This is a genomic window from Novosphingobium sp. RL4, assembly GCF_035658495.1.
Classification (GTDB): domain Bacteria; phylum Pseudomonadota; class Alphaproteobacteria; order Sphingomonadales; family Sphingomonadaceae; genus Novosphingobium.
Map to the genome: position 1 here is coordinate 1,071,880 of NZ_CP141945.1, position 26,643 is coordinate 1,098,522.

Annotated in this window: 23 protein-coding genes; 22 read left to right on the top strand and 1 reads right to left on the bottom strand. The window is 64.6% G+C overall.

The genetic code is table 11. The features are described from left to right. Positions 1-293 precede the first annotated feature (293 nt). The 12 genes from U9J33_RS21755 (at position 294) to U9J33_RS21810 (ending at position 15,012) form a co-directional block, all read left to right on the top strand. A complete protein-coding gene (locus tag U9J33_RS21755; protein ID WP_185999213.1) occupies positions 294-2,027 on the top strand; it encodes a ShlB/FhaC/HecB family hemolysin secretion/activation protein in 1,734 nt (577 codons plus the stop codon). Between the two features lie 37 nt (positions 2,028-2,064). Next, complete coding sequence (locus U9J33_RS21760) at positions 2,065-2,682, top strand: 2OG-Fe(II) oxygenase (protein ID WP_231635770.1); 618 nt, start codon at positions 2,065-2,067, stop codon at positions 2,680-2,682. A 24-nt stretch (positions 2,683-2,706) separates the two neighbouring features. Continuing rightward, on the top strand, positions 2,707-3,234 hold the full coding sequence (locus tag U9J33_RS21765) for a prepilin peptidase (RefSeq protein ID WP_324699165.1): 528 nt from the start codon (positions 2,707-2,709) through the stop codon (positions 3,232-3,234). Between the two features lie 328 nt (positions 3,235-3,562). Continuing rightward, complete coding sequence (locus U9J33_RS21770; protein ID WP_186000059.1) at positions 3,563-4,783, top strand: autotransporter outer membrane beta-barrel domain-containing protein; 1,221 nt, start codon at positions 3,563-3,565, stop codon at positions 4,781-4,783. Between the two features lie 138 nt (positions 4,784-4,921). Then, positions 4,922-5,950: a ParB/RepB/Spo0J family partition protein gene (locus U9J33_RS21775; protein WP_054436438.1), complete on the top strand. Its 1,029-nt coding sequence runs from the start codon at positions 4,922-4,924 to the stop codon at positions 5,948-5,950. Positions 5,951-6,648: 698 nt separating this feature from the next. Continuing rightward, positions 6,649-8,973 (top strand): hypothetical protein, encoded by a 2,325-nt coding sequence (locus U9J33_RS21780; protein ID WP_324699166.1) that lies wholly within the window; start codon positions 6,649-6,651, stop codon positions 8,971-8,973. 481 nt (positions 8,974-9,454) lie between these two features. Next, entirely contained in the window at positions 9,455-10,927 is a 1,473-nt protein-coding gene (locus tag U9J33_RS21785; protein WP_324699167.1) for a hypothetical protein, read from the top strand. A 68-nt stretch (positions 10,928-10,995) separates the two neighbouring features. Further along, positions 10,996-12,345 (top strand): EAL domain-containing protein, encoded by a 1,350-nt coding sequence (locus U9J33_RS21790; RefSeq protein ID WP_132469602.1) that lies wholly within the window; start codon positions 10,996-10,998, stop codon positions 12,343-12,345. A 65-nt stretch (positions 12,346-12,410) separates the two neighbouring features. Then, positions 12,411-12,623 carry a hypothetical protein gene (locus U9J33_RS21795; RefSeq protein ID WP_132469603.1) on the top strand — a complete coding sequence of 71 codons (213 nt, stop codon included), beginning with the start codon at positions 12,411-12,413 and terminating at the stop codon, positions 12,621-12,623. Continuing rightward, complete coding sequence (locus U9J33_RS21800) at positions 12,620-13,315, top strand: helix-turn-helix domain-containing protein (protein ID WP_132469604.1); 696 nt, start codon at positions 12,620-12,622, stop codon at positions 13,313-13,315. The genes U9J33_RS21795 and U9J33_RS21800 overlap by 4 nt, the downstream gene beginning before the upstream one ends. 162 nt (positions 13,316-13,477) lie before the next feature. Further along, the gene (locus U9J33_RS21805; RefSeq protein ID WP_054436411.1) at positions 13,478-13,870 is read left to right on the top strand and encodes a response regulator; all 393 of its coding nucleotides are present in this window, start codon (positions 13,478-13,480) and stop codon (positions 13,868-13,870) included. Continuing rightward, entirely contained in the window at positions 13,867-15,012 is a 1,146-nt protein-coding gene (locus tag U9J33_RS21810; RefSeq protein ID WP_185999216.1) for a sensor histidine kinase, read from the top strand. The genes U9J33_RS21805 and U9J33_RS21810 overlap by 4 nt, the downstream gene beginning before the upstream one ends. Here U9J33_RS21810 and U9J33_RS21815 read toward each other — a convergent pair. After that, positions 14,992-16,296: a hypothetical protein gene (locus U9J33_RS21815; protein ID WP_292636586.1), complete on the bottom strand. Its 1,305-nt coding sequence runs from the start codon at positions 16,294-16,296 to the stop codon at positions 14,992-14,994. The genes U9J33_RS21810 and U9J33_RS21815 overlap by 21 nt on opposite strands. Before the next feature lie 652 nt (positions 16,297-16,948). On the opposite strand from U9J33_RS21815, the gene cpaB reads away from it, so the two are divergent. From cpaB to U9J33_RS21865, 10 genes are all read left to right on the top strand, one after another. Beyond that, entirely contained in the window at positions 16,949-17,893 is a 945-nt protein-coding gene (gene cpaB, locus U9J33_RS21820) for a Flp pilus assembly protein CpaB (RefSeq protein WP_054436413.1), read from the top strand. Between the two features lie 5 nt (positions 17,894-17,898). Continuing rightward, entirely contained in the window at positions 17,899-19,077 is a 1,179-nt protein-coding gene (locus tag U9J33_RS21825) for a type II and III secretion system protein family protein (protein ID WP_082370258.1), read from the top strand. A gap of 1 nt (position 19,078) precedes the next feature. Continuing rightward, positions 19,079-20,245: an AAA family ATPase gene (locus U9J33_RS21830; RefSeq protein WP_054436414.1), complete on the top strand. Its 1,167-nt coding sequence runs from the start codon at positions 19,079-19,081 to the stop codon at positions 20,243-20,245. Further along, positions 20,242-21,609, top strand: a complete 1,368-nt coding sequence (locus U9J33_RS21835) for a CpaF family protein (protein WP_185999217.1) — start codon at positions 20,242-20,244, stop codon at positions 21,607-21,609. The genes U9J33_RS21830 and U9J33_RS21835 overlap by 4 nt, the downstream gene beginning before the upstream one ends. Further along, the gene (locus tag U9J33_RS21840; protein WP_185999218.1) at positions 21,603-22,505 is read left to right on the top strand and encodes a type II secretion system F family protein; all 903 of its coding nucleotides are present in this window, start codon (positions 21,603-21,605) and stop codon (positions 22,503-22,505) included. The genes U9J33_RS21835 and U9J33_RS21840 overlap by 7 nt, the downstream gene beginning before the upstream one ends. Next, the gene (locus U9J33_RS21845) at positions 22,505-23,401 is read left to right on the top strand and encodes a type II secretion system F family protein (RefSeq protein ID WP_185999219.1); all 897 of its coding nucleotides are present in this window, start codon (positions 22,505-22,507) and stop codon (positions 23,399-23,401) included. Before U9J33_RS21840 ends, U9J33_RS21845 begins: the two co-directional genes overlap by 1 nt. Then, on the top strand, positions 23,398-24,120 hold the full coding sequence (locus U9J33_RS21850; RefSeq protein WP_132469605.1) for a tetratricopeptide repeat protein: 723 nt from the start codon (positions 23,398-23,400) through the stop codon (positions 24,118-24,120). Before U9J33_RS21845 ends, U9J33_RS21850 begins: the two co-directional genes overlap by 4 nt. A gap of 2 nt (positions 24,121-24,122) precedes the next feature. Further along, on the top strand, positions 24,123-25,940 hold the full coding sequence (locus tag U9J33_RS21855) for a TadG family pilus assembly protein (protein ID WP_054436419.1): 1,818 nt from the start codon (positions 24,123-24,125) through the stop codon (positions 25,938-25,940). A gap of 74 nt (positions 25,941-26,014) precedes the next feature. Beyond that, a complete protein-coding gene (locus U9J33_RS21860) occupies positions 26,015-26,188 on the top strand; it encodes a Flp family type IVb pilin (protein WP_054436420.1) in 174 nt (57 codons plus the stop codon). 8 nt (positions 26,189-26,196) lie between these two features. Beyond that, positions 26,197-26,634 (top strand): TadE/TadG family type IV pilus assembly protein, encoded by a 438-nt coding sequence (locus U9J33_RS21865; RefSeq protein ID WP_054436441.1) that lies wholly within the window; start codon positions 26,197-26,199, stop codon positions 26,632-26,634. The last annotated feature ends 9 nt before the right edge of the window (positions 26,635-26,643 follow it).

Here is a 26,643-nt window from a genome sequence, read left to right on the forward strand (position 1 = left end):
GTAGTGACCGCGACGGCTCATCGCGTCCGCCGCCTGTAGGCCGCATCCCGCCATGGTTACCGGTTTCTTATCCCCGAAAGGCTTTCCCGGCGCCTGACACCTCTCTTGCGCATTCCTTCATGCGGCTGCCTCGCCCTGCAAGCAGGCTGGTGCAGGCAATTGCCGCCCGATGGAGCCGCTCCGGCTCCAGTTCGGGATGCCGGGCGAGTCCATGTCCTTCATCTTTCAGCAAAAGCCCCCCCACGCACCACTTTCCGCATCTGGAAACACGAACCTTAGGCAATGACGCGAAAATGACGGTTCTGGCATTCCTACCCCACCGCTCGCGCATCGTGCCGCAGGACAAGCGTTTGTCCCGGCGCCTGGGCCTCCTGCTGGCAGGGCTGCTTTTGCAGTCGGCACCCTGCCAGTCGGCCCAGGCGCAAATCCTGGTTCCCGTTCCCCAGTCACCCACGATCGACCGCGACCGCATCGACCGGCAGGATCCGAACGTGCCCCGCGTGCCGGCGCCGACCCAGGTTCCGCAGGCACAGCCACCCGTCGTGGCCGGCACGTCGAACACCCCTTCCAGAGGCCCCGGCGTGATGCTCAACGCACTGCGCTATGAAGGTTCGACACTGCCGAGGGCCACGCTCGACAAGGCCGTTGCCGCCTTCATCGGCGCGCCGCTCAATCAGGACAATCTTCAGAAGATCGCCAATGTCATCAGCGCGACTTACGCGCAGAGCGACATTGCCTTCTACGCCGTGACCGTTCCGCCCCAGGTGCCCACGGGCGGCGTCATCACCATTCGCGTGCTTGAAGGACGGATCACCGAGTACGCGCTGGACGGCAAGACCAAGAGCACGCCGACCCGGCTGATCGACGCACAAGTAAAGCGCCTGATGCGTGAAACGCCGACCCACAAGTCGAGCATCGAACGCACCATCTCGCTGCTGCGCGACATTCCCGGGCAGACGGTCCAGGCGAGCCTCAAGCCCACGGCCCGACCCGGCGAGCTCGCGCTCGACCTCAAGGTTGAACGCAAGCAGATCGACGTGACGCTGAACGTCAACAATGCGGGTGTCGTCAACGTCACCACCGGCGTCCAGTCGCAGGTCGGCGTCAGCGTCAACGGGGTGCTTCGCGAAGGGGACACCACCCGGCTTTCCGGCAACGTACCCTTCAACCCGGAGCGCTATCAGTTCTACTCGGTCAGCCATGCCACGCCGATCGGCTCGAACGGAACGACGCTGGGGGTGAGCGGTGCCTATGTCCGCACCAAGACCAAGGACCTCGATATTGTGGGCGAAGCGAAGCAGGCGGGGATCGCGATTTCGCACCCCCTGATCCGCTCCTATCGCCGCAATCTCTCGTTGAGCCTTTCGTTGGACGGCACCAACAGCAACAACTATTTCCTCGACACGACGTTCGGCGGTTTCAAGACGCGCGCGGTTCGTCTCGGTACGGTATGGTCGTCGATCGACAAGACCGGCGGCTATGCAATTTCGACGAGCCTCAGCCAGGGGCTCGACGGGCTCGGCGCGCGGCCGATCGAAGGCTATTCCGAAGCCGGATTCCGCAAGGCGAACGTTCAGATCACCGCGGTGAAGGAACTGAGCAAGACGATCTCCGTCAGGGCGACCGTGCGCGGGCAGTATACGCGAGACAAATTGCCGACCACGGAACGTTTCTCTCTCGGCGGTGACGGGGCGGGTATGGCCTACCGTGTCGGCATCATCACAGCGGACAAGGCCGCAGCAGGCGGGCTTGAAGTGAACTGGCGGGTGGCTGGGAAGCCGGCTGCCAGCGCACGGGGGCTCACCGTCTTCGCCTATACGGATGCCGCCTTGGCGCACAGCTATGCGAGGCCGGCTTACGCCCTCGCCTCCGAGAACGTCACGCTCGCGACGGCGGGCGGAGGGGTGAGAATCACGCCGATCAAGGGGTGGACGGCGAGCGCACAAGTTGCGGTTCCTGTCAAGTCTCCATATGAGTATTACAGCAAAAAAGCGCGCTTCTTCTTCAGCGTCAGTCGAACAGTCTGAATTGCGCTTTTGCGTGTACGCAAAAAGCCGGCGTCCCATGGGCGCCGGCTTTTCTATCCGCGGTATCGATTCAATCAAAGGGATAGAGAAGACGATGAAAAACGTCTGGGAAGTCTGGCCAAGCGCACTCACTACAGCGGAATGCGACGCGATCGCCAAGCGCGCCGAAAATTACGGAGAGCAGGACGCTACCATAGGGTTCACGAACTCGCTTCGCAGCGATCTTGGATATCGGACGTCGAGTGTCCGCTGGCTCGATGTTTCGCGCGAGAAGGACATCGTTTCGCGCATCATGGATTTCGTTCGCCCTTCGAACCGCACCAACTTCGGCGTCGAGATCGAAGCGCCGTACGAACTTCAGTTCACTGAATACCGGGCGACAAACAAAGGGCATTACGATTGGCATCAGGACGTATGGCTTGAATCGCCCCGCCCTTACGCCAGGAAGCTTTCCGTAGTTGTCCAAATGTCGTCGCCGGAGGAGTACAAAGGCGGGCAATTCGAATTCTTCGGCATCCCCAATCCGGGGGGCCAGTTCGCCCCGCGGGGCAGCCTGCTGATCTTTCCTTCGTTTCTCCAGCACCGGGTCCTGCCGGTGGTCGAAGGAAAGCGGCGCAGCCTTGTGACATGGATCGAAGGGCCGAACTGGCGCTGAACGGGCTTTGGCTGGCGCTTTGCGATGAACATTCCCGCTCTCGCCGCTTCGGCTCCGGCGCATCCTCTTGTCTGCCTGGCGGCAGTGGCCGCACTGCTCCTGCTGAGCGGCGCTGCGATCTGCATGGATCTGGCATATCGCCGAATTCCCAATCTCGTTTGCGTCGCCGTTGCTCTATGCGCGGTTCCGTACTGGTTCGGCATTTCGGGCTGGTCTGGAATGTTGAGCCTTGGCGGGCAACTGGCGATTTCACTGGCCCTGACGTTGCCCTTGGCGCTCGCATTTGCATTGCGACTGATCGGCGGCGGTGACGTGAAGCTTATCCTGGCCATGGTGCTTTGGGTTGGAATGGCGAAAGTCGGGACGATGGCGCTCGCCGTCGCCGTGATCGGGGGGATGTTGGGCATTTCCCTGAAGCTCCTGAACCTGGTGTTCTGGCGCATCCGAACCGACAACCTGCCTTATGGCTTGGCGATCGTCGCGGGTACTTTCGTTGCCATGGCCGGCGACCTCGGCCGGCTGCTGGCAAATGCGAGCCTCGCGGCGGCATAGGGGGGCCTCGGGCGGGGGAATTGCAGCCGAAACGCCCTCGAAACCCCGCCGCTGCCGGAAGCTGCGCGGGGCTGTCGGCAAAGGGGCTGTAAATTACGCAAGTCCATGCTCAGCAGGCATCGCGCATCACGGGCTGGCGGATAAACGCCTCGAAAATCCGGGTTTCATCCGCAAATTCAGCTTCGCCGTCATCGCGGGGCGCCGCTGCCCAAAGCCCTCGATCCGAACTCAATTCGGCTGGCGAACGGGCCGCCGGCGTGGTCCCCTAAGGGCCGAACACAATTCACAAGATACCAGGGAGTTCAACTTGCAGCGCACATCGTCCGTCATGGGAATTCAGCTATCGGCGCGTTTCGCCGCAGCGGCTTGCGCGGTGTCGGTGGCAGCGATCGGCCTCGCGTCTCCAGCCCTTGCCGCTCCTTATGGTCCCGACGCGACGACGCCGGGCGAAGCGGCGGTGGCGGGGGCACTGGATGCGATCGCCAATCCCGCGACCAGCACTTATGGGCCGATGCTGGATTCGATCGACGATCTGCCGGATGCCTCGCAGCGCGCGGCCGCGCTGAACCAGCTGAGCCCGCGTAATTATCGGCTGCTGCCGCGTCTCGCCATCCAGTCGATGGACGCGACGGACCGGGAGATCCGGGGCTATCTGGTCCAGCGCCGTGAAATGGCGCTTGATGCCGGGCCCGATGTGCCGAGCAGCGGCGACAAGACGATCACCTTCATGCTCAGCTACGGCCTCAAGCAGGGCAAGTATGAGGCCCGCACCGATCGTCCTTCTGCAAATTCGGACAGCCGGTCGATCCGCGCCGGCGTCGATATCGCGCCGGTCGAGGGCATGATCCTGGGCGCGACGCTGGGTATCGACGGTCTCGATGCCAATCTCGACCGCAGCCAGCAACCGCGTATCACCCAGTTCAACGTGAACATCGGGCCCTATGCCAGCTATACGAACGGCAAGTTCTACGTCGATGCCACTGCCGGATACAACCGGAGCTACTACAAGCTGCGGCGGCAGGTGTCCTGGACCGGGTTCACGGATCAGCTTCAGGCCCGTGCAGATGGCGATAACGCCGCAGGTACGGTCGAAGCAGGCGGAATTCTGCAAGTCGGCGCCTTTCGGGCGCAACCGTTCGCCGGATTGCAGTATCGATACGCCGACGTCAGCGGGTTTGCGGAGCACGGCGGCACCGCCGCGCTGGGTGTCGCAAGATACAAGACGGAATCGCTGCGCGGATCTCTCGGCTTGCGCACGACGGCGACGGTCAAGAAAGGTTCATGGGCGATCCGGCCGATGGTCGAGGCGCAATGGCAGCGTGAACTGCGTTCGCATCCCGACAGCCGGATCGAGGCGATCTTCCTTGACGGAGGCACCCCGATCTTCACGCTGCCCGCCGGTCGCTATGCGCGCAATGCCGCCATTGTCGGCGCAGGGCTGACCGCAGTTCACGGCGACCGGACCGCGCTTCGTCTTTCCTACAACGGAGAACTTGCGAAGGACCGCCGCGTCCATGCCTTTGCGATTACCGCCAGTCGCCGCTTCTAGGCGAAACGTGCCGCAAAACATCGTTCGAACTGACTGTAACGCTGCGGGAAAGCCGCCGATACGAACATAGTTTAACGCGGCTCGGGCGCAGGAGCCCGATATGAAGGCGGTTCGGGTCGGGAAATGATGGAGGGCTTGATGGCCGGTTTTGTACGAGACATTCTTACGACGCTCTCTTACGAACCCCATCCTTCCGAAGGGCCTGGCGTTGACGGCGAAGCGTTATCGCGGCTCGACCAGAGACTGGCCGGGTTCGTGCAGGGCGGCGGACGGGCGCGGACGGCGATCTCGATCCGCCCTGCCGATTGCAGCGTCTGGGATGGAAATCCGCGCGACGTGCCAGGACTGTCGGCTGAAAGCTGCCGTTCGCTTATCGAATCCATCGCGCAGGAGGATGGGAACCGGATTCCCGTGCTGGTAAGGCACAATCCTCCCGGTTCTGATCATCCCTATCAGTTGCTGGTGGGTAGCCGGAGGCGCTTCTCGGTTGACTGGCTCAATCACAATGGGCGACCGGAAATCCGGTTGACCGCGCTCATCGTGGATCTCACCGACGAGGAGGCGTTCCGCCTCGCGGATATCGAAAATCGCGAACGCGAGGATATCACCGAACTGGATCGCGCTCGCAGCTACCAGAATGCGGTCGATCGCTTTTATGGCGGTGTGCAGTCGCGGATGGCCGAAGCGCTCAACCTGTCGAACAGCCAGCTCAGCAGGTTGCTTGCGTTGGCGCAGATGCCGGACGATGTCGTAAATGCTTTCGCCACACGCGATGAATTGCGCGTTCGCCATTCCGAAGTTCTGACGCCGCTTCTGCGCCGCCCGGAGCAATGCCAGCGCGTTCTCGTAACCGCGCGGCAGATCGGTGAGGAACAACAGCGTCTCGCGGCCTCCGGGGAGCGTATGATTCCGGCCGCGACGGTGTTGAGCCGCCTCAAGGAGGCAGGCAAGGAAGGCGATGCGCGAAAGGGGAACGACACCCCCCTGATCGTGGGAGACGCACGGGTAGGCAGGATCAAACCCGCACGCGAGGGTGTTTCCGTCGATCTGATTGTCAGCGAGGATACCGATATCGATGCCTTGCTACGGGCCCTGCGGGTCGCGCTGATCGATAGTCGCAGACAGTTGCCGGCCGATGCCGATATCGGCGACGACGGATTCTCATGATCTAGTTTACGACCTAGCTGAGAAGTGTCTGCCGCTTTCGCGGCGCTTTTCGGGCTTGGCGCCTGAAGACGCGGGAATTGCGCGTCTGTCAGCTATCGCGCGCTCGCCTTGCGCGTGATGCACTGTTCTACCGTATTTTCGGAGAGCGACCGGTTCTCCGCCGGTTTTGCCGCCATGCGCTGCGTGCGAGCGGCGGGCTTGTTGTCGTCGCCATCCCCAGGATTACCGGACCAACCGATTTTTCGCCCGGTTTCGGGAGCGGGGTTTGGCGGAGCGAGGCGGCTACGGGCGGGTGATGACGGTCGCATATCTCCCGGCAGCAGAGGTGGTATTCCGACTCTGAAGCCGGGGCCTCGTGTGCTGCGGTCTGATGCCCCGGTTCAGGCGTAAAGCACCGGCTGTGCCGCCCTAACAACACTCACTCCGGCTTGATTGCCAAATCCAGGCATAAGCGCGGATTGCGTGCGCTGCGCGGCCATTTGCGAGCTTCAATCCAGCGAAAGGCTGGCATTTTCGCGGGATTATATCCCAAAGTCAGTAATTTGCGTGGGGCGAAAGGCATATCGCGCATTCCCGAAGCGGGACTGGTTCCGGGCCAGGGACAGCAGGTTCTGCGCGGTTCCTTCTCGGCGAGAGGAGCCCTCCATGATGCGCTTAGGCTTCGGCGCAGTGGGCAATTTCCATGGAGGTTAATCGAGATGCCGCGTCAACAACCGCGCCGTTCCACAAGGCATGTCCTGCTTTGTGCGACTGCAATTCCGCTTCTGCTGTTGGGTGCCTGTGCCGATGGAGTCGGCTTCAGGGTTGGCGCCGGCGGTGGAGGATCACCGTCCGGTCCGACTGGACCTACCAGCCCGACTGGCCCCACCGGCCCCACCGGCCCGAGTGATCCGAGCGGCCCGACTGGCCCGACTGGCCCGACTGGCCCGACTGGTCCTACTGGCCCGACTGGTCCTACTGGTCCCACAGATCCTACTGGCCCGACTGGCCCGACTAATCCGACCGGCCCGACCGGCCCCACCGGCCCCACCGGCCCCACCGGCCCAACCGGTCCCACCGGCCCAACCGGTCCCACCGGCCCAACCGGTCCCACCGGCCCAACCGGTCCCACCGGCCCAACCGGTCCCACCGGCCCAACTGGTCCCACCAGCCCGACTGGCCCAACCGGTCCAACCGGTCCCACCGGCCCGACCGGCCCAACCGGTCCCACCGGCCCCACCGGTCCCACCGGCCCGACCGGCCCCACCAGCCCGACTGGCCCAACCGGTCCGACTGGCCCTACCGGCCCGACTGGTCCCACCGGCCCGACTGGTCCCACAGGTCCAACCAATCCGACCGGCCCAGCAGGCTTCACCGGGCCGCTTGCCGGTGTGACTGTGGGTGGTGGCGGGCTGCTTGGCCCCAGCGGCTCAGGTACACTGATCGATGTCAATGTGGCCCCCGGCACAGCGACCACGAACGGAAGCGGTATCGCGGTCGACCTGCTCACGGGTGATGGACAAGTCGTCAACGTGGCGCTTCCCACCACGACCGAGCAAACGCAACAAGCTCTCGCGCCGCTGGGTTCGTTGACTGGCGCCTTGCTGGGCGATCAGGTCGGCGGAACGGTGACGCAGTTGACCAATGGCCTTGCACCCACCGTGGCCACGGTCACTTCGACAGTAGACAGCATCACTTCGCCCCTGCTCGATACGGTCAACGGCGTGCTGTCGCCCGTGCTGGGCAATGGCGGGCTGCTGTCGCCCGTCACCGGCCAGCTCGGAGGGCTCATTGATGGACTGACCGGAAGCCTTGGAGGAGGCAATACCGATCCCGCAAGGACTTACGATGGGCCATTGCTGGGTCTCGACCTGGGCAACAATGTCCTGACCGGACCGAGCAGCGGGGATACGCTGCTGGGCCTCAACGTCCTGTCCGAAAACCCCGGCCTGACTTCGGGACAACTGGTAACGGCCGACGTGCTTTCGAACGGCAACGTAGTCGACCTGACGCTGCCGACTACGGCCGAAGGCGTGGCAGCCGGACTGGCACCCCTGGGCAATCTCACCGGCGCGCTTCTCGGCGAGCAGGTTGGCGGGACAGTCGATCAACTGACCAATACGCTTGCTCCCGTGATCGCTCCGGTAACCGCGATCGTGGATAGCGTGACGTCTCCGTTGCTCGATACCGTCAACGGCTCGCTGGGCGGCATCGTTGGTGGGCTCGGTCCTGTCGGCGGATCTTCGGTCCTCGCCCCGGTAACGGGCCTCGTCGATGGTGTGCTGGGCGGCCTTACGGGCGGCACCAGCGACGGCGGCCTGCTGGCGCCGGTCACGGGTCTTGTCGGTGGTCTCACCGGCGGCACGACGGACGGCGGCGTGCTTGCTCCGGTGACCGGGCTTGTCGACGGTGTGCTGGGCGGCCTTACGGGCGGCACCAGTGACGGCGGCCTGCTGGCGCCGGTCACGGGTCTTGTCGGTGGCCTCACCGGCGGCACGACGGACGGCGGCGTGCTTGCTCCGGTGACCGGGCTTGTCGACGGTGTGCTGGGCGGCCTTACGGGTGGTACCAGTGACGGCGGCCTGCTGGCGCCGGTCACGGGTCTTGTCGGTGGTCTCACCGGCGGCACCAGTGACGGCGGCGTGCTTGCCCCGGTGACCGGGCTTGTCGACGGTGTGCTGGGCGGCCTTACGGGTGGTACCAGTGACGGCGGCCTGCTGGCGCCGGTCACGGGCCTTGTCGGCGGTCTCACCGGCGGCACGACGGACGGCGGCGTGCTTGCTCCGGTGACCGGGCTTGTCGACGGTGTGCTTGGCGGCCTTACGGGCGGCACCAGTGATGGCGGCCTGCTGGCGCCGGTCACGGGCCTTGTCGGTGGTCTCACCGGCGGCACGACGGACGGCGGCGTGCTTGCTCCCGTTACCGGTCTTGTCGGTGGCCTGACCGGATCGACCTCCGGCTCGGGAACGGGGACGACGACCGGTTCGGTACTGGCTCCGGTAACGGGCCTCGTCGGATCGCTGCTCGGCGGTCTCGGGAAATAATCGCTATGTGTGCCCGGCGCCCCACAACCCCATGGCTGGGCACACAAACGACCCTCCCCTTCTGAAACGGGGGGCGGGGAAGAGGAGGCAGTCCCGGCGACGGGGCTGCCTCTTCGATTCTGTCGTCAGAGATATTGTGGAATGGCCGGGATGGAGGAAATCAGTTTCTGCGCCGACGCAAAATGAGCCGGAATGAGCATTTAACCATTTCGGCCGTCATGGCAGGGATTTTCGGGCCTTGCCGGGGCTTGGCCCGCAGGATTTCCGTTATCGGGTAAGCCTTTCCGGGATTTTGCGTGTCCATGGCGGCTGTCTCCCGGTCTGCACATCGCGCTTGGTTACCAACGCAGTGACCTGATCGGAACCGCACTTCGGGACATGGCCGGGGCGGCTCCTTCTGGACGCGATCCAGCACGCGGCGTGGTTCTATCGTGAATTCCAATGAAGCCGGCGAAGGCCGACAGCACATTGGAGAAGACCCATGGCGACACGTTGTTACCCCAAGTTCAAAAGGCACGTCCTGCTAGCGTCGACCACGCTTCCTTTGCTGCTGGTCGCGGCATGTGCCGGAGGAGTGGGCTTCGAGAGCGGTAATCCCACCGGTCCGAACAATCCCAGCGGCCCGACGGGCCCTACCGGTCCCACCGGCCCCACCGGCCCCACCGGCCCCACCGGCCCCACCGGCCCCACCGGTCCCACCGGTCCCACCGGCCCCACCGGCCCTACCGGCCCTACCGGCCCTACCGGCCCTACCGGTCCTACCGGCCCTACCGGCCCTACCGAACCAACCGGTCCCACAACCTTCACCGGTCCGCTTGCCGGGGTCGGCGTCGGTGGCACCGATCTGCTCGGGCCAAGCGGTGCGGGAACGCTGATCGATGTGAACGTGGCGCCGGGCACGGCTACCTCGAATGGCAGCGGCCTCGTGGTCGACGTGCTGACGGGAGACGGAAAGGTTGTGCAGGTCACTCTGCCCACCACGACCGCGCAGACGCAGCAGGCTCTCGCGCCGCTGGGTTCGTTGACGGGCGCTCTTCTGGGCGATCAGGTTGGCGGTACGGTGACGCAGGTGACGAATGGCCTGGCGCCCACCGTTGCGACGGTGACGTCCACCGTGAACGGCATCACCTCGCCCCTGCTGGATACCGTCAATGGCGCCCTGTCGCCGCTCACCGGCGAGACCGGGATACTGGCTCCGGTCACCGGCCAGCTCGGCGGCCTCGTCGATGGGCTGACGGGCGGCCTGGGCGGGGGCAGCAACGATCCCGCGCGCACTTACGATGGGCCGCTGCTGGGGCTGGACCTCGGCAACAACGTGGTGTCCGGGCCGAGCACGAACGATACGCTTGTCGGCCTCAATGTCCTTTCCGACAATCCAGGCCTTACTTCGGGGCAACTGGTCACGGCCGATGTGCTTGCTGACGGCAACGTCCTCGCAGTCACGCTGCCGACCACCAGCGAAGGCGTGGCCGCCGGGCTGGCGCCGGTCGGCAATCTGGCTGGCGCCCTGCTCGGCGAGCAGGCCGGCGGGATCGTGGATCAGGTGACGACAGGTGTGGCACCCGTGATCGCGCCGGTAACGGCCACTGTCGATGCCGTGACGTCGCCGTTGCTCGCCACTGTCAATGGATCGCTTGGGTCTATCACCGGCAACCTGGGGACCGGAGCAGGTGCGGGATCGCTACTTGAGCCGGTGACAGGGCTCGTCGGCGGGCTCGTCGGAGGCCTCGGGAATGGTTCGACCGGGACCGGCGCGGTGCTGGCGCCGGTGACAGGGCTGGTCGATGGCCTGACCGGCGGCCTCACAGGAGGGCTCACGGGAGGCGGAAGTGGTTCAGGGGCTGTCCTCGCGCCGGTTACGGGTGTCGTCACCTCGCTGGTGGGCGGTCTTACCGGAAGCACGTCCGGCTCCGGTTCGCTGCTGGGCGGACTGCTCGGCGGTTCCGGCAACTGATTGGCCGGCCCGTGCAGGCTGCGGCCTGCGCGGGCCTCCCCGCCACAACCCCTTCGGATCGCGCCAAGATGATCGACCTCGACAAGATCAGCCCGCCCAATCGTTGCAGCAATTACCTTCTGATCGTCCGCCTCGACAACGCGCGGGCCATCGCCTCTGTCTATGGCGGGGATGCCGTGACGGCCGCTGTCGCGCATCTTGAGGAGGGGATCGCGGCGAGCCTCAACCCCGCGCGGATATGCGGGATCGATGGCGACGAGATCACCGTGCTCGCCCATGCGGCCTTGCTGGATGCGGATTTCGTCAGCACGCAGGTCGATGCATTATGCAGGGCATTGTGCCTGTCGCCTGTGCAGCATGGCGGCAACCGGATATTGCTGTCGGTATCTGTCGGATACAGCGATCCGGTGCCGGGAATGCTTCCGGAAGATCGTTCGGAAGCCTGCCTGGCTGCCCGGAAACGCCTCGAGGCCGCCTGTTCGCCCGGTGCCGGGCCGATGCCTTCCACGGTGCAGGGACAGGCGCGCTACCGAGACGACATGACGCGCGCGGTACGGTTCATAGACCAGTTTTCCGGCGGGGAAACGTTCTTCGCATGGCGGCCGGTTTTCCACTCCCGCGATCCCGATCTGGTCCTGCAGCACGAAGCTTTGCTGCGCGTCTCCGGCCCGCAGGGCGAGCAGGTGGATTGTTCCGCCGCCTATGCCGCTCTCGAGCGGCTGGGGTTCGTCCATCTTCTCGATCGCGCTCTGGCTCTCAGGGTTCTCGAGGAACTGGAATCCGATCCGCGTGCTGCGCTGTCGATAGCCATCTCTCCGCAGAGCCTGTCCTTCGCGCTTGGCGGCCCCGATGCCGCGTGGACCGAGTTTCTCGATCGGATTGAGCACAGGCCTGCCGACGCCGCCCGGCTCACGCTCGAGTTCCATGAATCGGCCGGTTGCCGGTTCTGGCCCGATACGCTCACGTTCCTGAATACACTTCGAGAGCTGGGCGTGCGCTTTGCGATCTCAGGCTTCGGCGGTGGTCATGCTGCGACCCGGCAACTGGCCGTCCTGCGGCCGGATGCGGTCAAGCTGGATAGCGCCTTCCTGCGCACCGCCACGCTCTCGGACCGGAATCGCGCGCGGATCGGGCACCTGATCGGCGAGGCGAAAACGCTCTGCAGCACTGTCATCCTCAGTGGCGCGGAAACGCCAGCCCAGATCAGGCTCGCGGTGGAGGAGGGCGCCGAATGGCTTGCCGGCGCCCGTCAGGGGCGGGCCGGAATCCCGCGCAACCGGCCTTCCCAGCGGCGCGAAGGGCTCGCGGCAGGGCCGGGTTCCCGGGCCGCCGTCTTCGCGCCTGTGCTTCCCACGCCGACCCCGTTTTCCCCGGCGCCCTTTTCGACCGGCCGGGCGAGACAGAGCCCGGTGTTCTGAACCGGCCCACACGACTTTCCGTGCCGGTGCTCCGGACGGACCATGACAAACGAAAGGAAGCTGCGATGACGAACGACAAGGTCCAGCGTGCACGCGATCTCCTGTGCATCGCACTCGAGATGCTCGACGAGTGCGAAACATTCGTGACCGGAGCACTGGTGTCCGGCGCAATCGATTCCCTCGATGGAGAGCGCGGTCCTTCCGGGCCCGTGGTGGAACGCCCCAGTTTGGAGCGCCGTCCCCGTCTTGTCGCGCCGACGATGCGAAGCTGCGCATGAACCTGGGTCATCACACGCTGCCGGCCCGGCTCGATCGGGCGGATTGCTCCAGCCCGCCCCGGTTCAGCCTCCTGCTGGACACGCAGGTGATCGCTGATGGGCATTCGGCCGAAGTATATGTGCACAATCTCTCGCAAGGCGGCCTTCTCGTGGAGGGGGATGTCGAACTGGAGGTGGACGATCCGATCGAGATCGACTTGCCGATGGCCCCGGGGGTCCCGGCAAGGGTCGTATGGCGCAGCGACAATTTCTTCGGCTGCCGGTTCGAAACGCCGATATCCGCGGCTGTCCTCGGTGCGGCCCGGCTTCGCGCCGCGCCGGTCGTGTCGGCAAGTGAGCCGGCTCCTGCGCCAGCCCAGGAGGAGGAAGGCGACGCCGATGGTGCTGGCGGCCAGGAATCGTTGGCACGCCGCCTGCGGCGTCTGCGCAAGCAGAACGGCTTCAGCCAGGGCGCTCTGGCCGAGCGGATCGGCGTCAGCAAGCCGACGGTCTGGGCATGGGAGCATGGTCGGGCGAGGCCGCAGGATGGCCGCATGAAAGTGATTGCCAGTGCGCTGGGCACGTCCATCGACGAACTCGAAGGCCTGCCCCGCAAAGACGACCTGGCGTTCGTCATGACGCAGTATCGCGACCAGATTGCGGCGCATTTCAACGTCGCACCGTCAAAGGTACGCATCGTGATCGAGTTTTAAGACCATTGGTGAGCGCGGAGCAATGCTCCACAGGTTATCCTCATGAAAAGCTGGTCTTTGGCTCGTTCATTTATTGATAATGGAGCGTAGTTATAGGATGGGTAGGGGGCCAGTGGCGGCTGGTGCTACACGCCACGTCGTCACGGGGAGGATCGAGATCGGATGCACGACGCGCAGGCCAGGGTACTTGTCCTCGATGATTTCTCGGCGATCGTCGAGGAATTGCTTACGCTGATGTCGCTTCACGGCATTCCCGGCATGGGTGCGTCCAATCTCGGCGAAGCGGTTACGGTTCTGGAGCGGAGCCCTGAAATCAGCGTGATCGCTTGCGATTTGCGGCTCGACCGGGAATCCGGCCTCGACATCGTTTCGCGGGTTCGCGAACACCCCGAGCTTCGCACCCGGCATTTCGAATATCTTTTCATTACCGGGGACCAGATGCGGCCCGAGATGGTGTCCGGCACCTCGTGCTACATGATCTTGACGAAGCCGGTCCAGCCGCAGGAACTGATCCGGATGATCCGCAAGCTGCTGGCAAGCGAGGCGCCGGCGTGAACCTTCACGACCCGGATCTGGCGGCGCTGCGCGCCGAGCGCGACGCCTTGCGGGGGATTGTCCATGAACTGAAGACGCATGTCGGGCTGACCGTGGTCAGCGATCTGCGTCTCGATTCCGCCGCGACCACGATTTTCTTCCGAAGCGAACGCGCGCGCGCGGGAGAGCAGCCGGAAGGTCTTCTCGTGCATCCCGAGGATATCCGCCGTCTTGCTGCGCTCGCCGGGCATTCCGACGTTGTCACCGACTTGCGCGTCGGCCCGGGCGGAAGCGGCAGCCTCACGCTCCTCCTGCGCGAGAATCTGGGCGGAACCCATTGGTCCAGCGCGGTACTGCTGAACATGCGCGAACCGCGCCACCTGCATCATGCGATTGCCGAAAAGGCGCGGCTTGCAGACCTGGGCGAGCGGGCTCTCACGCTAGCGCATGAATTGCGGCAGCCGCTGTTCACCATCTCCATGGCGAACGAAAGCCTGCGCCTTATGCTGGACCGCGCTGATACCACGCGCTCGCGCCTGCACATGGCGGCGGCGCGTATCGCGGCGCAGGTGCAGCGTGCCCAGACCATCATCAAGCGCACCCTTTCCGACACGCGGGACGAGGATGTCCTGCCCGGCAGCGCGGATGTCATGGATGCCGCGCGCCATTCCGTCGAGTTTCTCGAGGCGCTGTTCGATCGCATCGGCATCCGGGTCGAGCTGGACAGCCGCGGCCTTGTCGCCTGCGTCGATCTCGACCGGGTGGAGCTGGAACAGGTCTTTGTCAATGTCCTGCGCAATGCGGCGGACAGCATACAGTCGCGCCGGGAGCAGGGTTGGGATGGGCAGGGCACCATCACGATCGCTCTGGAAGTCGAGGCCGGACAGATCCGCTGCATGATCGCGGATAATGGAGCGGGCCTTCCGCCCGATCTTGCGCAAGTGGCGTTCGAACCGTTCTTCACCACCAAGGCGCACGAAGGCACCGGACTGGGTCTTCATATCTGCAGGCAGATTCTCGAACGCGCGCATGGCGCGATCCGGCTGGTTTCGGGCAATGGTGAAGGCACAAGTGCCGAAAGCGCGGGGGCAGAGGGTGCGCGAGTGGATATCAGCCTGCCGCTGTCGAAGGGAATGGCATCGTCAGATGTCGTCGCGGCCTAGCCTGATGACGAAGCGGGTTGGCTGATTCCGGCGCAGGAGCGAGCGGAAATCGCCTCCTGCCTCGATCGCGACCTGCTCTACCAGCCAGAGCGTGGCGTGGTCTATCTTGCGGCCCGGAGCCGGCTTGTCGTCCCCGTCGATGCACTGGACGGTAATCACGACATGGGCGGGCGTGATCGTTGCGCGCAGCAGGACCTTGCCCTTCTGCTTCTCGTTGTTCGGGCCGATGAAGCCGCCGAAAGCGCTGAGCAGTGCCGCCACCGCCATCATTTCCAGAGCGCCGTGATGTTCCGGAACGAGATGGTCCAGCGCGTTTCCATGCAGTTCGACGGTAACGCCGTGGTGGCGCACGTTCGACTTGGTGGCCGCGATCGCCCTGTCGAGCGCGCTGCGCACGTTGAGCCCGGTCACGTCCTTGTCACCGTTGCGGCCGAACCAGCGGAAAAGACCCAGGATGAAGGCCGCCACTTCCGTGTGAGAGGAAACCCGGCTTACGCGGTCCAGCAGCTGCTTGCGGCTTTCCGCATCGATGTCGAGCTGCTCGACGATGTAGCGCATGTTGCCGTTCGCCATCGAGATGACGTTGAGCGGCTGGGCAAGGTCATGCAGCATTCCACTGGTGATGCGGCCCAGGAGCAGGTCGCGCGTGACGGGGACCAGACCGTCTTCTCCCCAGGCCAGCAGGCGCGCGTCCACCATTGCGAGATGCCGCGCCAGCCCGGCGCCGAGGAACGCCGCGCACAGCGAACCGATGAGGATCGCCGCTGTCGCCATCGGGCCGCTCATCAGGAGAAGGCCGCAGAAGCTAGCGGTTGCCAGAAGCAGCGCGACCACCCAGCTCCAGCGCGGGGCGCGCAGAAGGACCGGAACCAGACCGCGCGAAACGAACGCAGCCGAAGCGATGAGGATCAGCAGGGTCCAGTAAGCGGGGGAGGTCCGGGCTTCGGGCATGAACAGCAAGGTGACTGCGAGAATGCCCGAAATTATCAGCGCCTTCAGGGTCTTGTGCAGAACGAACAGGGCGCCGGCGGCCGCCGCGCCGATCAGGCCGGCAGCCGGAGCGAAGGCCGAGGTGAAACCCAGGCACAAGGCGCAGACTGCGATTGCGGCGGGATAGAAGCGGGTTCCATCCTCCCAGGCGCGAAGCCGCGTTCCCAGGCTGGAAGCGCGTGCATTGCGGCGGCCGTCGTCCGGGGCCTGTTCTGAAGCGAGGTCGGGCCGAGGCGCCTCCGCGGGAGACGCGGCGGGCACGAATTCGACGACGTTGTTACTAGAAAGGTCCATGTTCGATCTGCCCCCCGGCGGACGCTGGGTCTCCGGAACAAGGATGGTCGATGTGGGCTGCCCCCGGTCGACCTGAAGATTGCGGAATGTCCTTGCATCTCGCAACTGCGAAGGAAAGAGAAAATAAATTCACGTTAGGTCGTAAGTAAATCAGCTAACGGTCATTTTCATCATGTCGCCGAAAAGGCGATTACAAAATGTTAATCCCCTGAAAAATCGCACTTCACGCCTCAAATCGCCAGGTGTGCATATGTGTGCCAATTCGCAACAGGCTGGTTGAATGCCTAAATTGCCATTGCGTCTGCATCCATTTTCGCCCTCAATGCTGCAATTCGGAACACGGGAAAGAACCGATCCGAACATGTTCGCTTGGGTTGCAGTTCCATCTGCGACGAGTTGAACTGCTGGATTGCCGCGCAATTTGCTCGAGCAAGACAAGGAAGCGCGTTGTCCTCAAGTTGAGCCGGACAATCGACTTGCGACGATTCCCCTCGCATCGGCTATTTCTCCATATCGGATGAATTCCGAGAACCGCTATCATCCATACGCAAGACGGCGATTGCGTCCGTTCATCGACGTAGAAATCTCCACATCGGATCGTCGGGGCAGTCGATCCGGTTTGCGTAAGCGCAAGGGATAGGGGGAATTTGGCATGCGCCTTGGTTCGAAAGCGAAGCTCACAATCGGCGTCGGCCTGATTGCTGCTTGCAGCTTCGCTTTTCTTGGCGTGCGTGAGCTCGGCCGGGCTGCGAAGCCGGTGGCGGATGCCGCCGCACGGGTCCCTTCGGGCAAGCCGGAACCGGCGCTTGCAGTGCTTGCCGCCACCACGCGTGACATCAGGACGGGTGAGACGATCACCGCCGACATGATCCGCAATGCGAAGTCCGATCCGGCGAAGTTCCCCACCGCTGTAACACCTGCCGAGATCATCGGAAAAGTGGCGACACGGGACATCCAGGGCAATTCGCTGATCCCGCGCACGGCCATCGCGCAGGAAACCAAGCTCGCGATCCGGGTGCCGATCGGCATGCGCGCCATCAGTATCGACACGACGGCGGAAATCGCCGTGGCCGGACTGGTCCGGCCAGGTGACCGGGTGGACGTGCAGGTGGTCTATCCGGGCGAGGATGCCCTGAGCGGCGCGCGGGCAAATGGCGTCAGCCGCGCGCGCACGCTCCTGCAGCGGGTTCCCGTGCTGGCCGTGGGCGAGGCTGTCGTCGGCGCCCAGCCGGCCGGCGCTGTCGAAGGCGCGGTGAGCGCCGAGCCGCCTCCGGCACGCACGGTAACCCTGGCACTTTCGCCCGAGCAGGTTTCCGAGCTTTCGCTCGCGAAGAGCACGGGCGCGCTCTACCTGTCACTGCGCAACCCTGAGGACAATGTGGAAGTCGCGGTGGCGCAGGCTGCCTCGATGTCCATTCCCAGGACCGCGCCCGCCTATGCCGCGCCGCGTCCGATGCAGGTCCAGGCGCCAAGGCCGCGCCCGGCAGCCCGGCCCGCATCCCGCCCTAAAACAAGCCAGCCCTCCGGGTCGCAACCCATCGAACTGGTGGTCGGAGGAAATAGCCAAGTCATCTATTCGGGGAGTGGATCGCGTTGAAAGCCATGATTGCCTCCTGCCTGCTGGCCTGCGCGTCGACGCTGGCCCCGGCCTTCGCGCATGCGCAGGAACAGGAGAGCCTGCAAGTCGACGATCAACGCACCCTGTCCTTCCCCAAGGCAATCGGCCGGGTGGAAGTCAGCCGCGAAAACGTGATCGGCATTTCGGCGCCTACGGCGCAGTCGCTGCGGATCAAGGCGTTGGCGACCGGGGATGCGCTCCTGACCGTCTTCGCGCAGGACGGCACCGTGCTGGGCGAGCGAAACGTGCGGGTCGGCGCGCCGGGAATGTCGGCGCAGAACGCGAACTATCGTCCGGGCGAGAAGGTCGTTGCGGTGGACGTCCAGTTCGCAGCCGTGTCCAGTTCCACGCTCAAGGCGCTGGGGTTCAGTTTCTCGAAGCTGGCCGGAGATCTGCAGGGCGCGGTCATTTCGCCTAGCAGCCTCAACAGTGCCAGCTTCGGTAACGATGGCCTGTCTATCGACAGTTCGGCGCCGATCCAGAGCGCCTTCAACCTGTTCCTCTCTGCCCGCAATCACGGGATCGGGGCGATCCTCAGCGCGCTGTCTTCCAACGGGCTGTCGCAGTTGCTCGCGCAGCCGACGCTGCTGGTGCGTTCGGGCGAGCAGGCCAGCTTCCTGGCCGGCGGCGAGTTTCCCGTCCCGGTGCCGCAGAACACCGGCGGCACCGGCAATACGATCTCGATCCAGTACAAGGAATTCGGCGTTCGCCTGTCCGTGACGCCTTATGTTCTCTCGCCCGAGCATATCGTGCTCAAGCTTTCTCCCGAAGTCAGCGAACTGGACTACAACAACGGTGTCCAGCTTCAGGGCTACGTGGTTCCCGGAATTCGTCGCCGCTCGGCAGAGACGACCGTGGAACTGGGCAGCGGCCAGAGCTTCGTGATTGCTGGCCTCAACTATAGCAATAGCGCGGTGACCAAGGACAAGGTGCCTTTCCTCGGCGATATTCCGGTGCTCGGCGCCTTCTTCAAGCGCCAGCAGAACCAGAAGGAACGGCAGGAGCTGATCATCGTGGCCACGCCGCGCCTGGTCGAGCCCGATGCGGTTCCACCGCTGCTGACGAATGCCACCCGTAAACTCGATCCCGGCATCGGCGACATGATCGTCGGTAATGACGGGGTGGAGAAAGCCGTTGCCGCCTTTGGCGTTGTGAGGCCCTGACATGCCGAAAATCCACCTTCTCTCGGTAGACCGCACTCTGGCGCAGCGCATTGCCGAAGCGATGGGCGAGCATGTCTCGGTCGAGATCGTGCAGTCGCTCGACCAGGGCGATGTCGATGGGCCGGGCATCGTCGTGATCGATCACGCCTCGGTGCCGGCGGAGCGTTCGCTGGCCTCGTCGATCGGGGAAGTGGCACAGGCCGCGCCCGGACGCGCCGTGGTTGTGGCCACGGAGGATATGTACGCCGGGCAAGTGCTGCAGGCGATCCGGGCCGGCGCGGCAGACGTGCTTCCGCGCAGCGCGAGCGGCACCGAAATCTCCGAAATCCTGACGCGCGTGCTCAACAGTGCGCTGGCCACGCAGGGCCGGCTGGGCCGCCTGACCATGGTTCTGGGTAACGATCGCGAGGCAACCGCGATGCTGGCCACCGACATGGCCCTGGCGTTCAGCCTCAACCAAACCCCGACCCTGCTTGTCGATTTTACCCTGCCTTCCAGTACGGCCGAAGCCTATCTCGATCTCAAGGTCGATTATGGCCTTGCCTCCGCCGTCGCCGATCTCGACCGGATGGACACCAGCCTGCTGGCCGACGCACTGGCGCGCCATGAGGCGAGCGGGCTTTCGCTCATCACCTTCGATGGTGGCACCGGCAGCGAGCCGGTGGGCATCGGTCCCAATGATGTCGTCGGCCTGATCCAGCTGCTTCGCGCGAATTTCGTTCAGGTGGTGGTCTGTGCCGGAAGCCTGCGCCATGGCGGATTGCTGCGCGAACTGGCGTCGCAGGCTCAGGCGATCGAGATCGTCTGCAGCCAGTCGATCCGTGAACTGGAAGCGTGCCGTCGCCTCATGGACAAGGTGTCGCTCGACACTGCCAGCGGATCGCGCACGCGGCTTATGGTATGGGACTATGAACCGCGCATCCTGCTCGATGGTCGCCGGATGGCCGACGCGCTGGGTATCGAGGCGCTCATGGGCGTGCCGACCGACCGGATCCGGACTGCGAACGCGCTCAATGCCGGGCGTCCCCTGATGTTCGACCGGGAAAGCGGACCGTACATCCAGGCGGTTCGCCGGGCCTGCAACATCGCCGCGCCCGTGAAAAGCGGCAAGGGCAGCATCGACCGGATGCGCCGCGCGATCCTGCGCTCGGTGGAGCGCACCGCATGAGCCTTCTCACCAACGAGGAACTGCACGAAGGGCTTTCGGCCGGCCGCCGCAAGTCTGCGGTGACACAGCCGTCCGCGCAGCGGATGAGCGACAGTTACCAGGCGGTCAAGGCGCTCACTTGCCAGCAGGTGATCGAACAGCTGGAAACCCAGGGCGTCACCGCGGAATCGCTCGACCAGCGCACCCTTAGGCACGAGATCGAACAGGTCATCAACAGCCGCAGCCGGCGCGGGCAGCTTGCGCTCAACAGCGCCGAGCGGCTGCTGCTGATCGAGGACGTGGAAGACGAAGTCGTCGGCCTGGGTCCGCTTGCACCGCTGCTGCGGGACAACACGATCGACGACATCATCGTCAACGGCGCCAATACCATCTACGCCGAGCGCGGCGGTCTCTTGTCGCGGGTGGAAACGCGTTTTCGCGACGACGCGCATCTGATGAATATCATCCAGCGCATCGTCGGTCCGATCGGGCGGCGCGTGGACGAGGCGACACCGTTCTGCGACGCGCGCCTGGCTGACGGTTCTCGCGTCAACATCGTCATTCCGCCCATCGCGCTCGACGGGCCGCTGGTATCGATCCGCAAGTTCCGCCTTCAGGCGCTGACCCTCGACGATTGCGTCGCCAGCGGAGTGATGAGCGCGCCGATGGCGACTTACCTCACCAGCGCGGTGCGCTCGCGCCTCAATGTCCTGATCTGCGGGGGCACCGGTGCCGGCAAGTCGACGCTGCTCAACGTGCTCTCCAGTTGCATCGGCAATCATGAGCGGCTCGTGACGATCGAGGACGCGGCCGAGCTGCAGCTCTGCCAGGACCACGTCGTCCGGCTGGAAACCCGTCCTCCCAATGTCGATGGCAGCCGCGAGGTCAGCTCCCGCGATCTCGTCCGCAACGCGCTGCGCATGAGGCCCGACCGGATCATCCTTGGCGAGGTGCGCGGCGTGGAAGCCGTGGAGATGCTTCAGGCCATGTCGACCGGGCATGACGGTTCGATGGCAACCCTGCACGGCAATTCGCCGCGCGACGCGCTTTCGCGACTTGAAATGCTGCTGGGCTTCGCGGGGCAGCAAAGCGACATCCGGGCAGTGCGCCGTTTCGTGGCCAACAGCGTCCATGTGATCGTCAATATCCAGCGCCTGAGCAGCGGCGTCCGCCGCGTGACTTCGGTGACCGAGGTGACCGGCGTGGAAGGCGATGCCTTCACGCTCAACGAACTCTTCCGCTTCGATGAGCAGCCGCCGATGTCCGGGGAAGGGACGTTCCAGACGCTGTCGCCCCGGCCCTATCATGCCGCGCGGCTCAAGGACTATCCGATGCCGAGCCTGACCAAGACCCGCGTCGCCAATGGAGTGGCCGCGGCATGGTGAGCGGCGGGGCCTATCTTATCCTTGCCTTCCTGATCGTGGGCCTGATCGCGTTCTACCTTACCGGCGAACGCGCCAAGGGCCTTTCCGCCATCGATCGCCGTCTTGCCGCGATGGCCGGTCCCGAAGCCGCGCCGGTGCGTTCTGTCACCGCCATATCGGTGCCGGAGCGGATCGCTCCGCTCATGGCGCAGGCCCAGCTCGAAATCACGGTGCCGACGGTACGACTGCTCGCCGGCATCGGCCTCGCGCTGGTCTTCCTCGTGCTGGTGCTGGCCGGACCGGTCGCTGCACTGGCCCTGCTGCTAGGACTGCCGATGGCGGGCCTGTCATGGCTTCGCGAGCGCGCCCGCAAGCGCGTGGAGGCGCTTACCGAAGCCCTACCGCTCTATCTCGACGGTGTGCGTCAGCTTCAGGCGGTGGGCAATTCGCTGTCACAGGCACTGGCACGCGCCCTGGCGGATGCATCGCCGGTCGTCCGCTCCTATTTCGACACGGCTGCGCGGCGGCTGGAAATGGGCGCGCCGGTAGCCGAGACGATGCAGCAGCTTGCCGACCGCATCCAGGTGCCGGAAGTCTCGATGATTGCGGCCGCCATCCGCACGAACCTGCGCTACGGCGGTTCGATCGGCGCGGTGTTCGGCAACCTTTCGCATATCCTGCGCGAACGGCTGCGCATCCGGCGCGAGCTCGTCGCGGCAACCTCGGAGGCGAAAGTCAGCTCGCGCGTGCTGATCGCCATGCCGCTTCTGGCAATGGTGGGGTTGGTGCTGATGAACCCCTCCTATCTCGAGTTCTTCATCAAGGACCCGCGCGGGCAATCGCTTTCGCTCGTCGCGCTGGGGCTGGAAGCGGTGGGCGTGCTGATTATCCGCCGCATGCTGAGGCTCGAATTCTGATGCAGTCGCTGGCCTCCTTCCTGCTTTTCGGCCTGGCCCTTGGCAGTCTGCTGATGGTGCTGGCCGGAGTGCGCCTGCTGAACGCAGACAACCGCCTGCGCGCCCGCATCGACGGTGCCTCGGGCGCTGCCACGGGATTGACGGGCAAGTTGCCGTTTCCCTTGCCGCGCATGTTCACCGTGCGCGGGCGCGACCGCAGCGAAATCGAACAGAAGCTGCGCAAGGCCGGCTACTTCGAAGCCAATGCGCTGGAGACCTTTGCCTGGCTGCGGCTCGCCGCGGCGGGCGGCGTTGCCCTTGCCTCCATGGCGACTTGCTTCGTCATCAACGGCAACCCGCTCCGTCCGCTGTTTCCGACGCTGGCCCTCGCGGGACTGACCTACATCGGCGCCAAGTATGTGCTGCAGATGCGCGCAGCGACGCGTGAGCGGATACTGACGGCTGAATTCCCCTTCCTGCTCGACCTGATGTTGATGATGCTGGAAAGCGGCGTCTCGCTGGACCAGTGCTTCCGCGGCATAGCCCGCGAGGAACGGGTTGCGGTTCCCAATCACGCCCGGCTGGTCGCCATGCTGGTCGAGGATCTCGATCGCGGTCAGGATTACCAGCTGGCGTTCGATCGCTGGGCCTCGCGCGTGGCGGTAAACGGCGCACGCGAACTGGCCACGGTGTTCCGCCAATCGCTGTTCCACGGCATGGAGCTGGTGCCTTCGCTGCGCGAATTCATCCGCGAATTCTCGCAGCGCCGGGTCGCTCGCGCCCGCGAAGCCATCGGCTCGATCACGGTGCGCATGGTAATCCTGATGCTCGTGTTCTTCATGCCGGCGCTGTTCATCGTGCTGGCGGGACCGCCGGTTGCCGCCATTCTCGATACTCTTGGGGGGGCTTCCTCATGACGATCCGACACATTTACAGGTATCTCGCCGCGACAGGCGGCCTGACGGTGCTCGCCGTGGGAGGCTTGCCCGCGCATTCGCCGATCGCGCCTGCGAAGGCGGCGGAGGCGCTCGATCTCGATCAGGGCGGATCAACCCGGTCGCTTTACCTCGTGCTTATCCAGCAGGCCCGCAAGGATGGCCGGCAGCGCGCCGCCCTCGCATTCCTCGACGATTTCGATCGCCAGTATCCCGGAGACCGCGAAGCGCGCATCCTGCGGGTCAACTGCCTCCTTGACCTTGGCCAGATGGGGCAAGCGCAAACTGCCCTCGCGCTGATCCCTGCGACGGATCGCAGCGCCGAGGCGATCGAGATCCGGGGGCATGTCCTGGCTGCGCAGGAACGCTGGCCGGAAGCCATCGCCGAGTATCGCGCGGCGTTGAGGGCGAGCCCCGCTAATCCGCTCACCAGCAATGCGCTGGGCTATGCGCTGTTGCGGCAGGGGCAGCCCGGCGAAGCGATTGAGGCCCTCAAGGGCGCTTATGACCTGGCGCCCCGGAACGAGGTGGTCCGTAACAACCTTGCTCTCGCGCTGACGGTCGCCGGTCGGCGGGGCGAAGCCGACGCGCTGTTGTCGAAGGTTCGCGATGCCACGGAAAAGGCCAGGCTGCGTCAGCAGATTGCCGAACAGGCGGCGCTGATGCTGGCGCCTCCTGCCACCGCTTCGCGGGAGCCGTGACGATGGGCCGCCTTGCTGCATCGCTGCGATCGCGCCGCCTGCGCCCTTTGCGGGAACTGCGCGGCGATCAAGGCGGCGTGATCGGGCCTATGGTGGCGGTTCTGGGCGTGTCGCTGGTTGGCGCGGCGGGGCTCGCGCTGGATGTGGGGCTCTATTATCTCGGCAACCGGGACCTACGCGCCGCTACCGAGGCGGCAGCGCTGGCGGCTGCGATGAACCCGCTTCAGGCCGAAAGCCGTGCGCGGGACTATCTCGTTCGCAACGGTTACGATGCGTCGGTTCTCAAGTCCGTGCAACTGGGCCGTTATTGCGCGGATTCCGGCCTGTCGAGCGAGCAGCGTTTCGATGCCACGATGGCCCGCTGCCCCGGAAACGGTCTTGCCAATGCCGTTCGTGTGACCACCGGAAAATCCGCCCGCCGCTATCTCACCGGGGTTCTGGGCGATGCCAGCCCCATACCCGACCTGGGAGCTACCGCTTCGGCGGCACGGGTGGACGAGGCGGGCGTCGGGATCACCTCAGGTCTTCTCACCGTCACCAATTCCCTGGTCAATCTCGTCAACGACCTCCTCGGCGCGTTGCTCGGCATCAAGCTTCGCCTTTCGACCGCCGATATCGAAGGCATGATGAACGGCGATGTCGATGCCGGGCTGTTCTTCGATGCCCTCGCCCGGAACGCCAATTTCACCGGCACTTACGGTCAGCTCGTGCAAGGCAGCTACGGACTGAAGGACGTGGCCAATGCCGCCGCCAGCGCTACGACCAATCCCGCGACCAAGGCCGGGCTGACAGCCTTCGCCTCGCAAGTGACCAATGGCTACCAGGTTCCGATGGCAGGGTTGTTCGGTCTCGGCGTGTGGAAGAACATGCCGGTGGGCGAGGCCGACGTGAAGCCGGCGCTGCGTGCCGGGATGAATGCCTACCAGCTCATCTCGTTCGCCGCGCAGGCAGGCCCCGGGGCCATCGATCTTTCCGATACCGTGAGCCTGCTGGTGCCGGGCAGCACGGTCAGGGTCGGGGCGGTGGCGTCCGGACCGATGGACCGCCCCCGTTTTTCCTTCGGACCTGCCGGAGAGACCGTTGCCGGAACCTCGATGCTGCGGCTGCAGGTGCTGATCGAACTGGTCAACCTGAAGCTGCCCGTGGTCAAGGACCTGCTCTCGGCGGAGATTCCCGTCATTCTGGATGTGGCGGCGGCGCGGGCCGAAGTCGCGTCGATCAACTGCGCGGGCAGTACGGAGCAGAAGGTCGACACCCGGGTGACGGTCAATGCGACGAGCGGTCTGGTCAATGCCTATATCGGCACTGCGCCGACCAATGCGATGACGAAGCCTATCCCGTCGCTGACCGCGGCCGACATCAAGCAGGCCAGTATCATCAGCTCATCGTTGCTGGGCATCCCGATCATCGATGTAAAGGCGCGCGCGATCGCGCAGCCGGTGCTCGGCAACAGCGCCGCGCTGGTGTTCGGACCCGGCGGGCAAGGCACTATCGGCACGCCGGCAGCACCGGGGCGCTCCGCGTCGATCGGCAACGGATCGCAGGTCGGCCCGCTCCTGACTTCGCTCGTCAGCAGCATTTCGGCACCGGACGGCCTGCAGGTCAACCTTCTGGGCCTTTGCATTCCGCTTGTTTGCGAGGCGAACACCGCGGCGGTGCGGTCCGCGCTTCTCAGCGCCATCGTGACCCCGGTCAGCGCACTGGTCGGCGGGACGGTCGATCCGCTGCTCGACAATCTGTTGGCGGCGCTGGGGATCCAGCTCGGTCACGCAACAGTATGGGTAACAGGTGCGCGCTGCGGCGTGCCCGTATTGATCTAGATTTCTTAAGACCGGAGCCGGATACCTCCACCGGTTACGGAATTTTAATCGGAGGAAATGGGGAGTATTGAGCCATGAAAACCATTCGTAAGCTTTTTGCGCGTCTGATCGCTGATGAACGCGGCCTTACGGCTGTTGAATATGCAGTGTTGGGAGCAATTGTGGTGGGGGCCATCAGTTCTATCGGAACTGCATTCGGAAGCGGCCTTACCGGCGCCTTCCAGACGATGATCGACAATTTCTCCTGACAAGGATGATGCGCATGTCAGCTGATCCGATCCGTCGACTGCTGAAATGCGACAGGGGCATGGCAGCGCTGGAGTTCGTTTTCCTCGCTCCGGCGCTGCTCGCCCTGGTTTTCGGGATATTCGTCTATTCGATCTACTTCAGTGCTCTCATCGGGGTGCGTCATGCCGCAGCCGAAGGCGCCCGCGCCGCGGTTGCGGGATTGTCGACTCAGGAACGTGTATCGATTGCAGAGACACGGGCCAAAGAAGTGATCGACGGCTACGGGAAAATTCTTGGCGGAGGTTCGTCGCCGGTGATCACGGCGGCATCGGATGGTACCGGCGTGTTCAAGGTAAAGGTCAGCTATGACATGGCTGCCAGTCCCATCATGAAGTATGGGAATTTCATCCCATTGCCATCATCCAATCTGGAGGCAAGCGTGATCGTGACGAACGGGGGATACTGAATGGGCGGG

Bases quoted from the DNA above. Each gene is read 5' to 3' on its own strand.
- U9J33_RS21755 (WP_185999213.1), top strand. From the start codon at position 294: ATGACGGTTCTGGCATTCCTACCCCACCGCTCGCGCATCGTGCCGCAG.
- U9J33_RS21760 (WP_231635770.1), top strand. From the start codon at position 2,065: ATGGGCGCCGGCTTTTCTATCCGCGGTATCGATTCAATCAAAGGGATA.
- U9J33_RS21765 (WP_324699165.1), top strand. From the start codon at position 2,707: ATGAACATTCCCGCTCTCGCCGCTTCGGCTCCGGCGCATCCTCTTGTC.
- U9J33_RS21770 (WP_186000059.1), top strand. From the start codon at position 3,563: ATGGGAATTCAGCTATCGGCGCGTTTCGCCGCAGCGGCTTGCGCGGTG.
- U9J33_RS21775 (WP_054436438.1), top strand. From the start codon at position 4,922: ATGGCCGGTTTTGTACGAGACATTCTTACGACGCTCTCTTACGAACCC.
- U9J33_RS21780 (WP_324699166.1), top strand. From the start codon at position 6,649: ATGCCGCGTCAACAACCGCGCCGTTCCACAAGGCATGTCCTGCTTTGT.
- U9J33_RS21785 (WP_324699167.1), top strand. From the start codon at position 9,455: ATGGCGACACGTTGTTACCCCAAGTTCAAAAGGCACGTCCTGCTAGCG.
- U9J33_RS21790 (WP_132469602.1), top strand. From the start codon at position 10,996: ATGATCGACCTCGACAAGATCAGCCCGCCCAATCGTTGCAGCAATTAC.
- U9J33_RS21795 (WP_132469603.1), top strand. From the start codon at position 12,411: ATGACGAACGACAAGGTCCAGCGTGCACGCGATCTCCTGTGCATCGCA.
- U9J33_RS21800 (WP_132469604.1), top strand. From the start codon at position 12,620: ATGAACCTGGGTCATCACACGCTGCCGGCCCGGCTCGATCGGGCGGAT.
- U9J33_RS21805 (WP_054436411.1), top strand. From the start codon at position 13,478: ATGCACGACGCGCAGGCCAGGGTACTTGTCCTCGATGATTTCTCGGCG.
- U9J33_RS21815 (WP_292636586.1), bottom strand. From the start codon at position 16,296: ATGGACCTTTCTAGTAACAACGTCGTCGAATTCGTGCCCGCCGCGTCT.
- cpaB (WP_054436413.1), top strand. From the start codon at position 16,949: ATGCGCCTTGGTTCGAAAGCGAAGCTCACAATCGGCGTCGGCCTGATT.
- U9J33_RS21825 (WP_082370258.1), top strand. From the start codon at position 17,899: ATGATTGCCTCCTGCCTGCTGGCCTGCGCGTCGACGCTGGCCCCGGCC.
- U9J33_RS21830 (WP_054436414.1), top strand. From the start codon at position 19,079: ATGCCGAAAATCCACCTTCTCTCGGTAGACCGCACTCTGGCGCAGCGC.
- U9J33_RS21835 (WP_185999217.1), top strand. From the start codon at position 20,242: ATGAGCCTTCTCACCAACGAGGAACTGCACGAAGGGCTTTCGGCCGGC.
- U9J33_RS21840 (WP_185999218.1), top strand. From the start codon at position 21,603: ATGGTGAGCGGCGGGGCCTATCTTATCCTTGCCTTCCTGATCGTGGGC.
- U9J33_RS21845 (WP_185999219.1), top strand. From the start codon at position 22,505: ATGCAGTCGCTGGCCTCCTTCCTGCTTTTCGGCCTGGCCCTTGGCAGT.
- U9J33_RS21850 (WP_132469605.1), top strand. From the start codon at position 23,398: ATGACGATCCGACACATTTACAGGTATCTCGCCGCGACAGGCGGCCTG.
- U9J33_RS21855 (WP_054436419.1), top strand. From the start codon at position 24,123: ATGGGCCGCCTTGCTGCATCGCTGCGATCGCGCCGCCTGCGCCCTTTG.
- U9J33_RS21860 (WP_054436420.1), top strand. From the start codon at position 26,015: ATGAAAACCATTCGTAAGCTTTTTGCGCGTCTGATCGCTGATGAACGC.
- U9J33_RS21865 (WP_054436441.1), top strand. From the start codon at position 26,197: ATGCGCATGTCAGCTGATCCGATCCGTCGACTGCTGAAATGCGACAGG.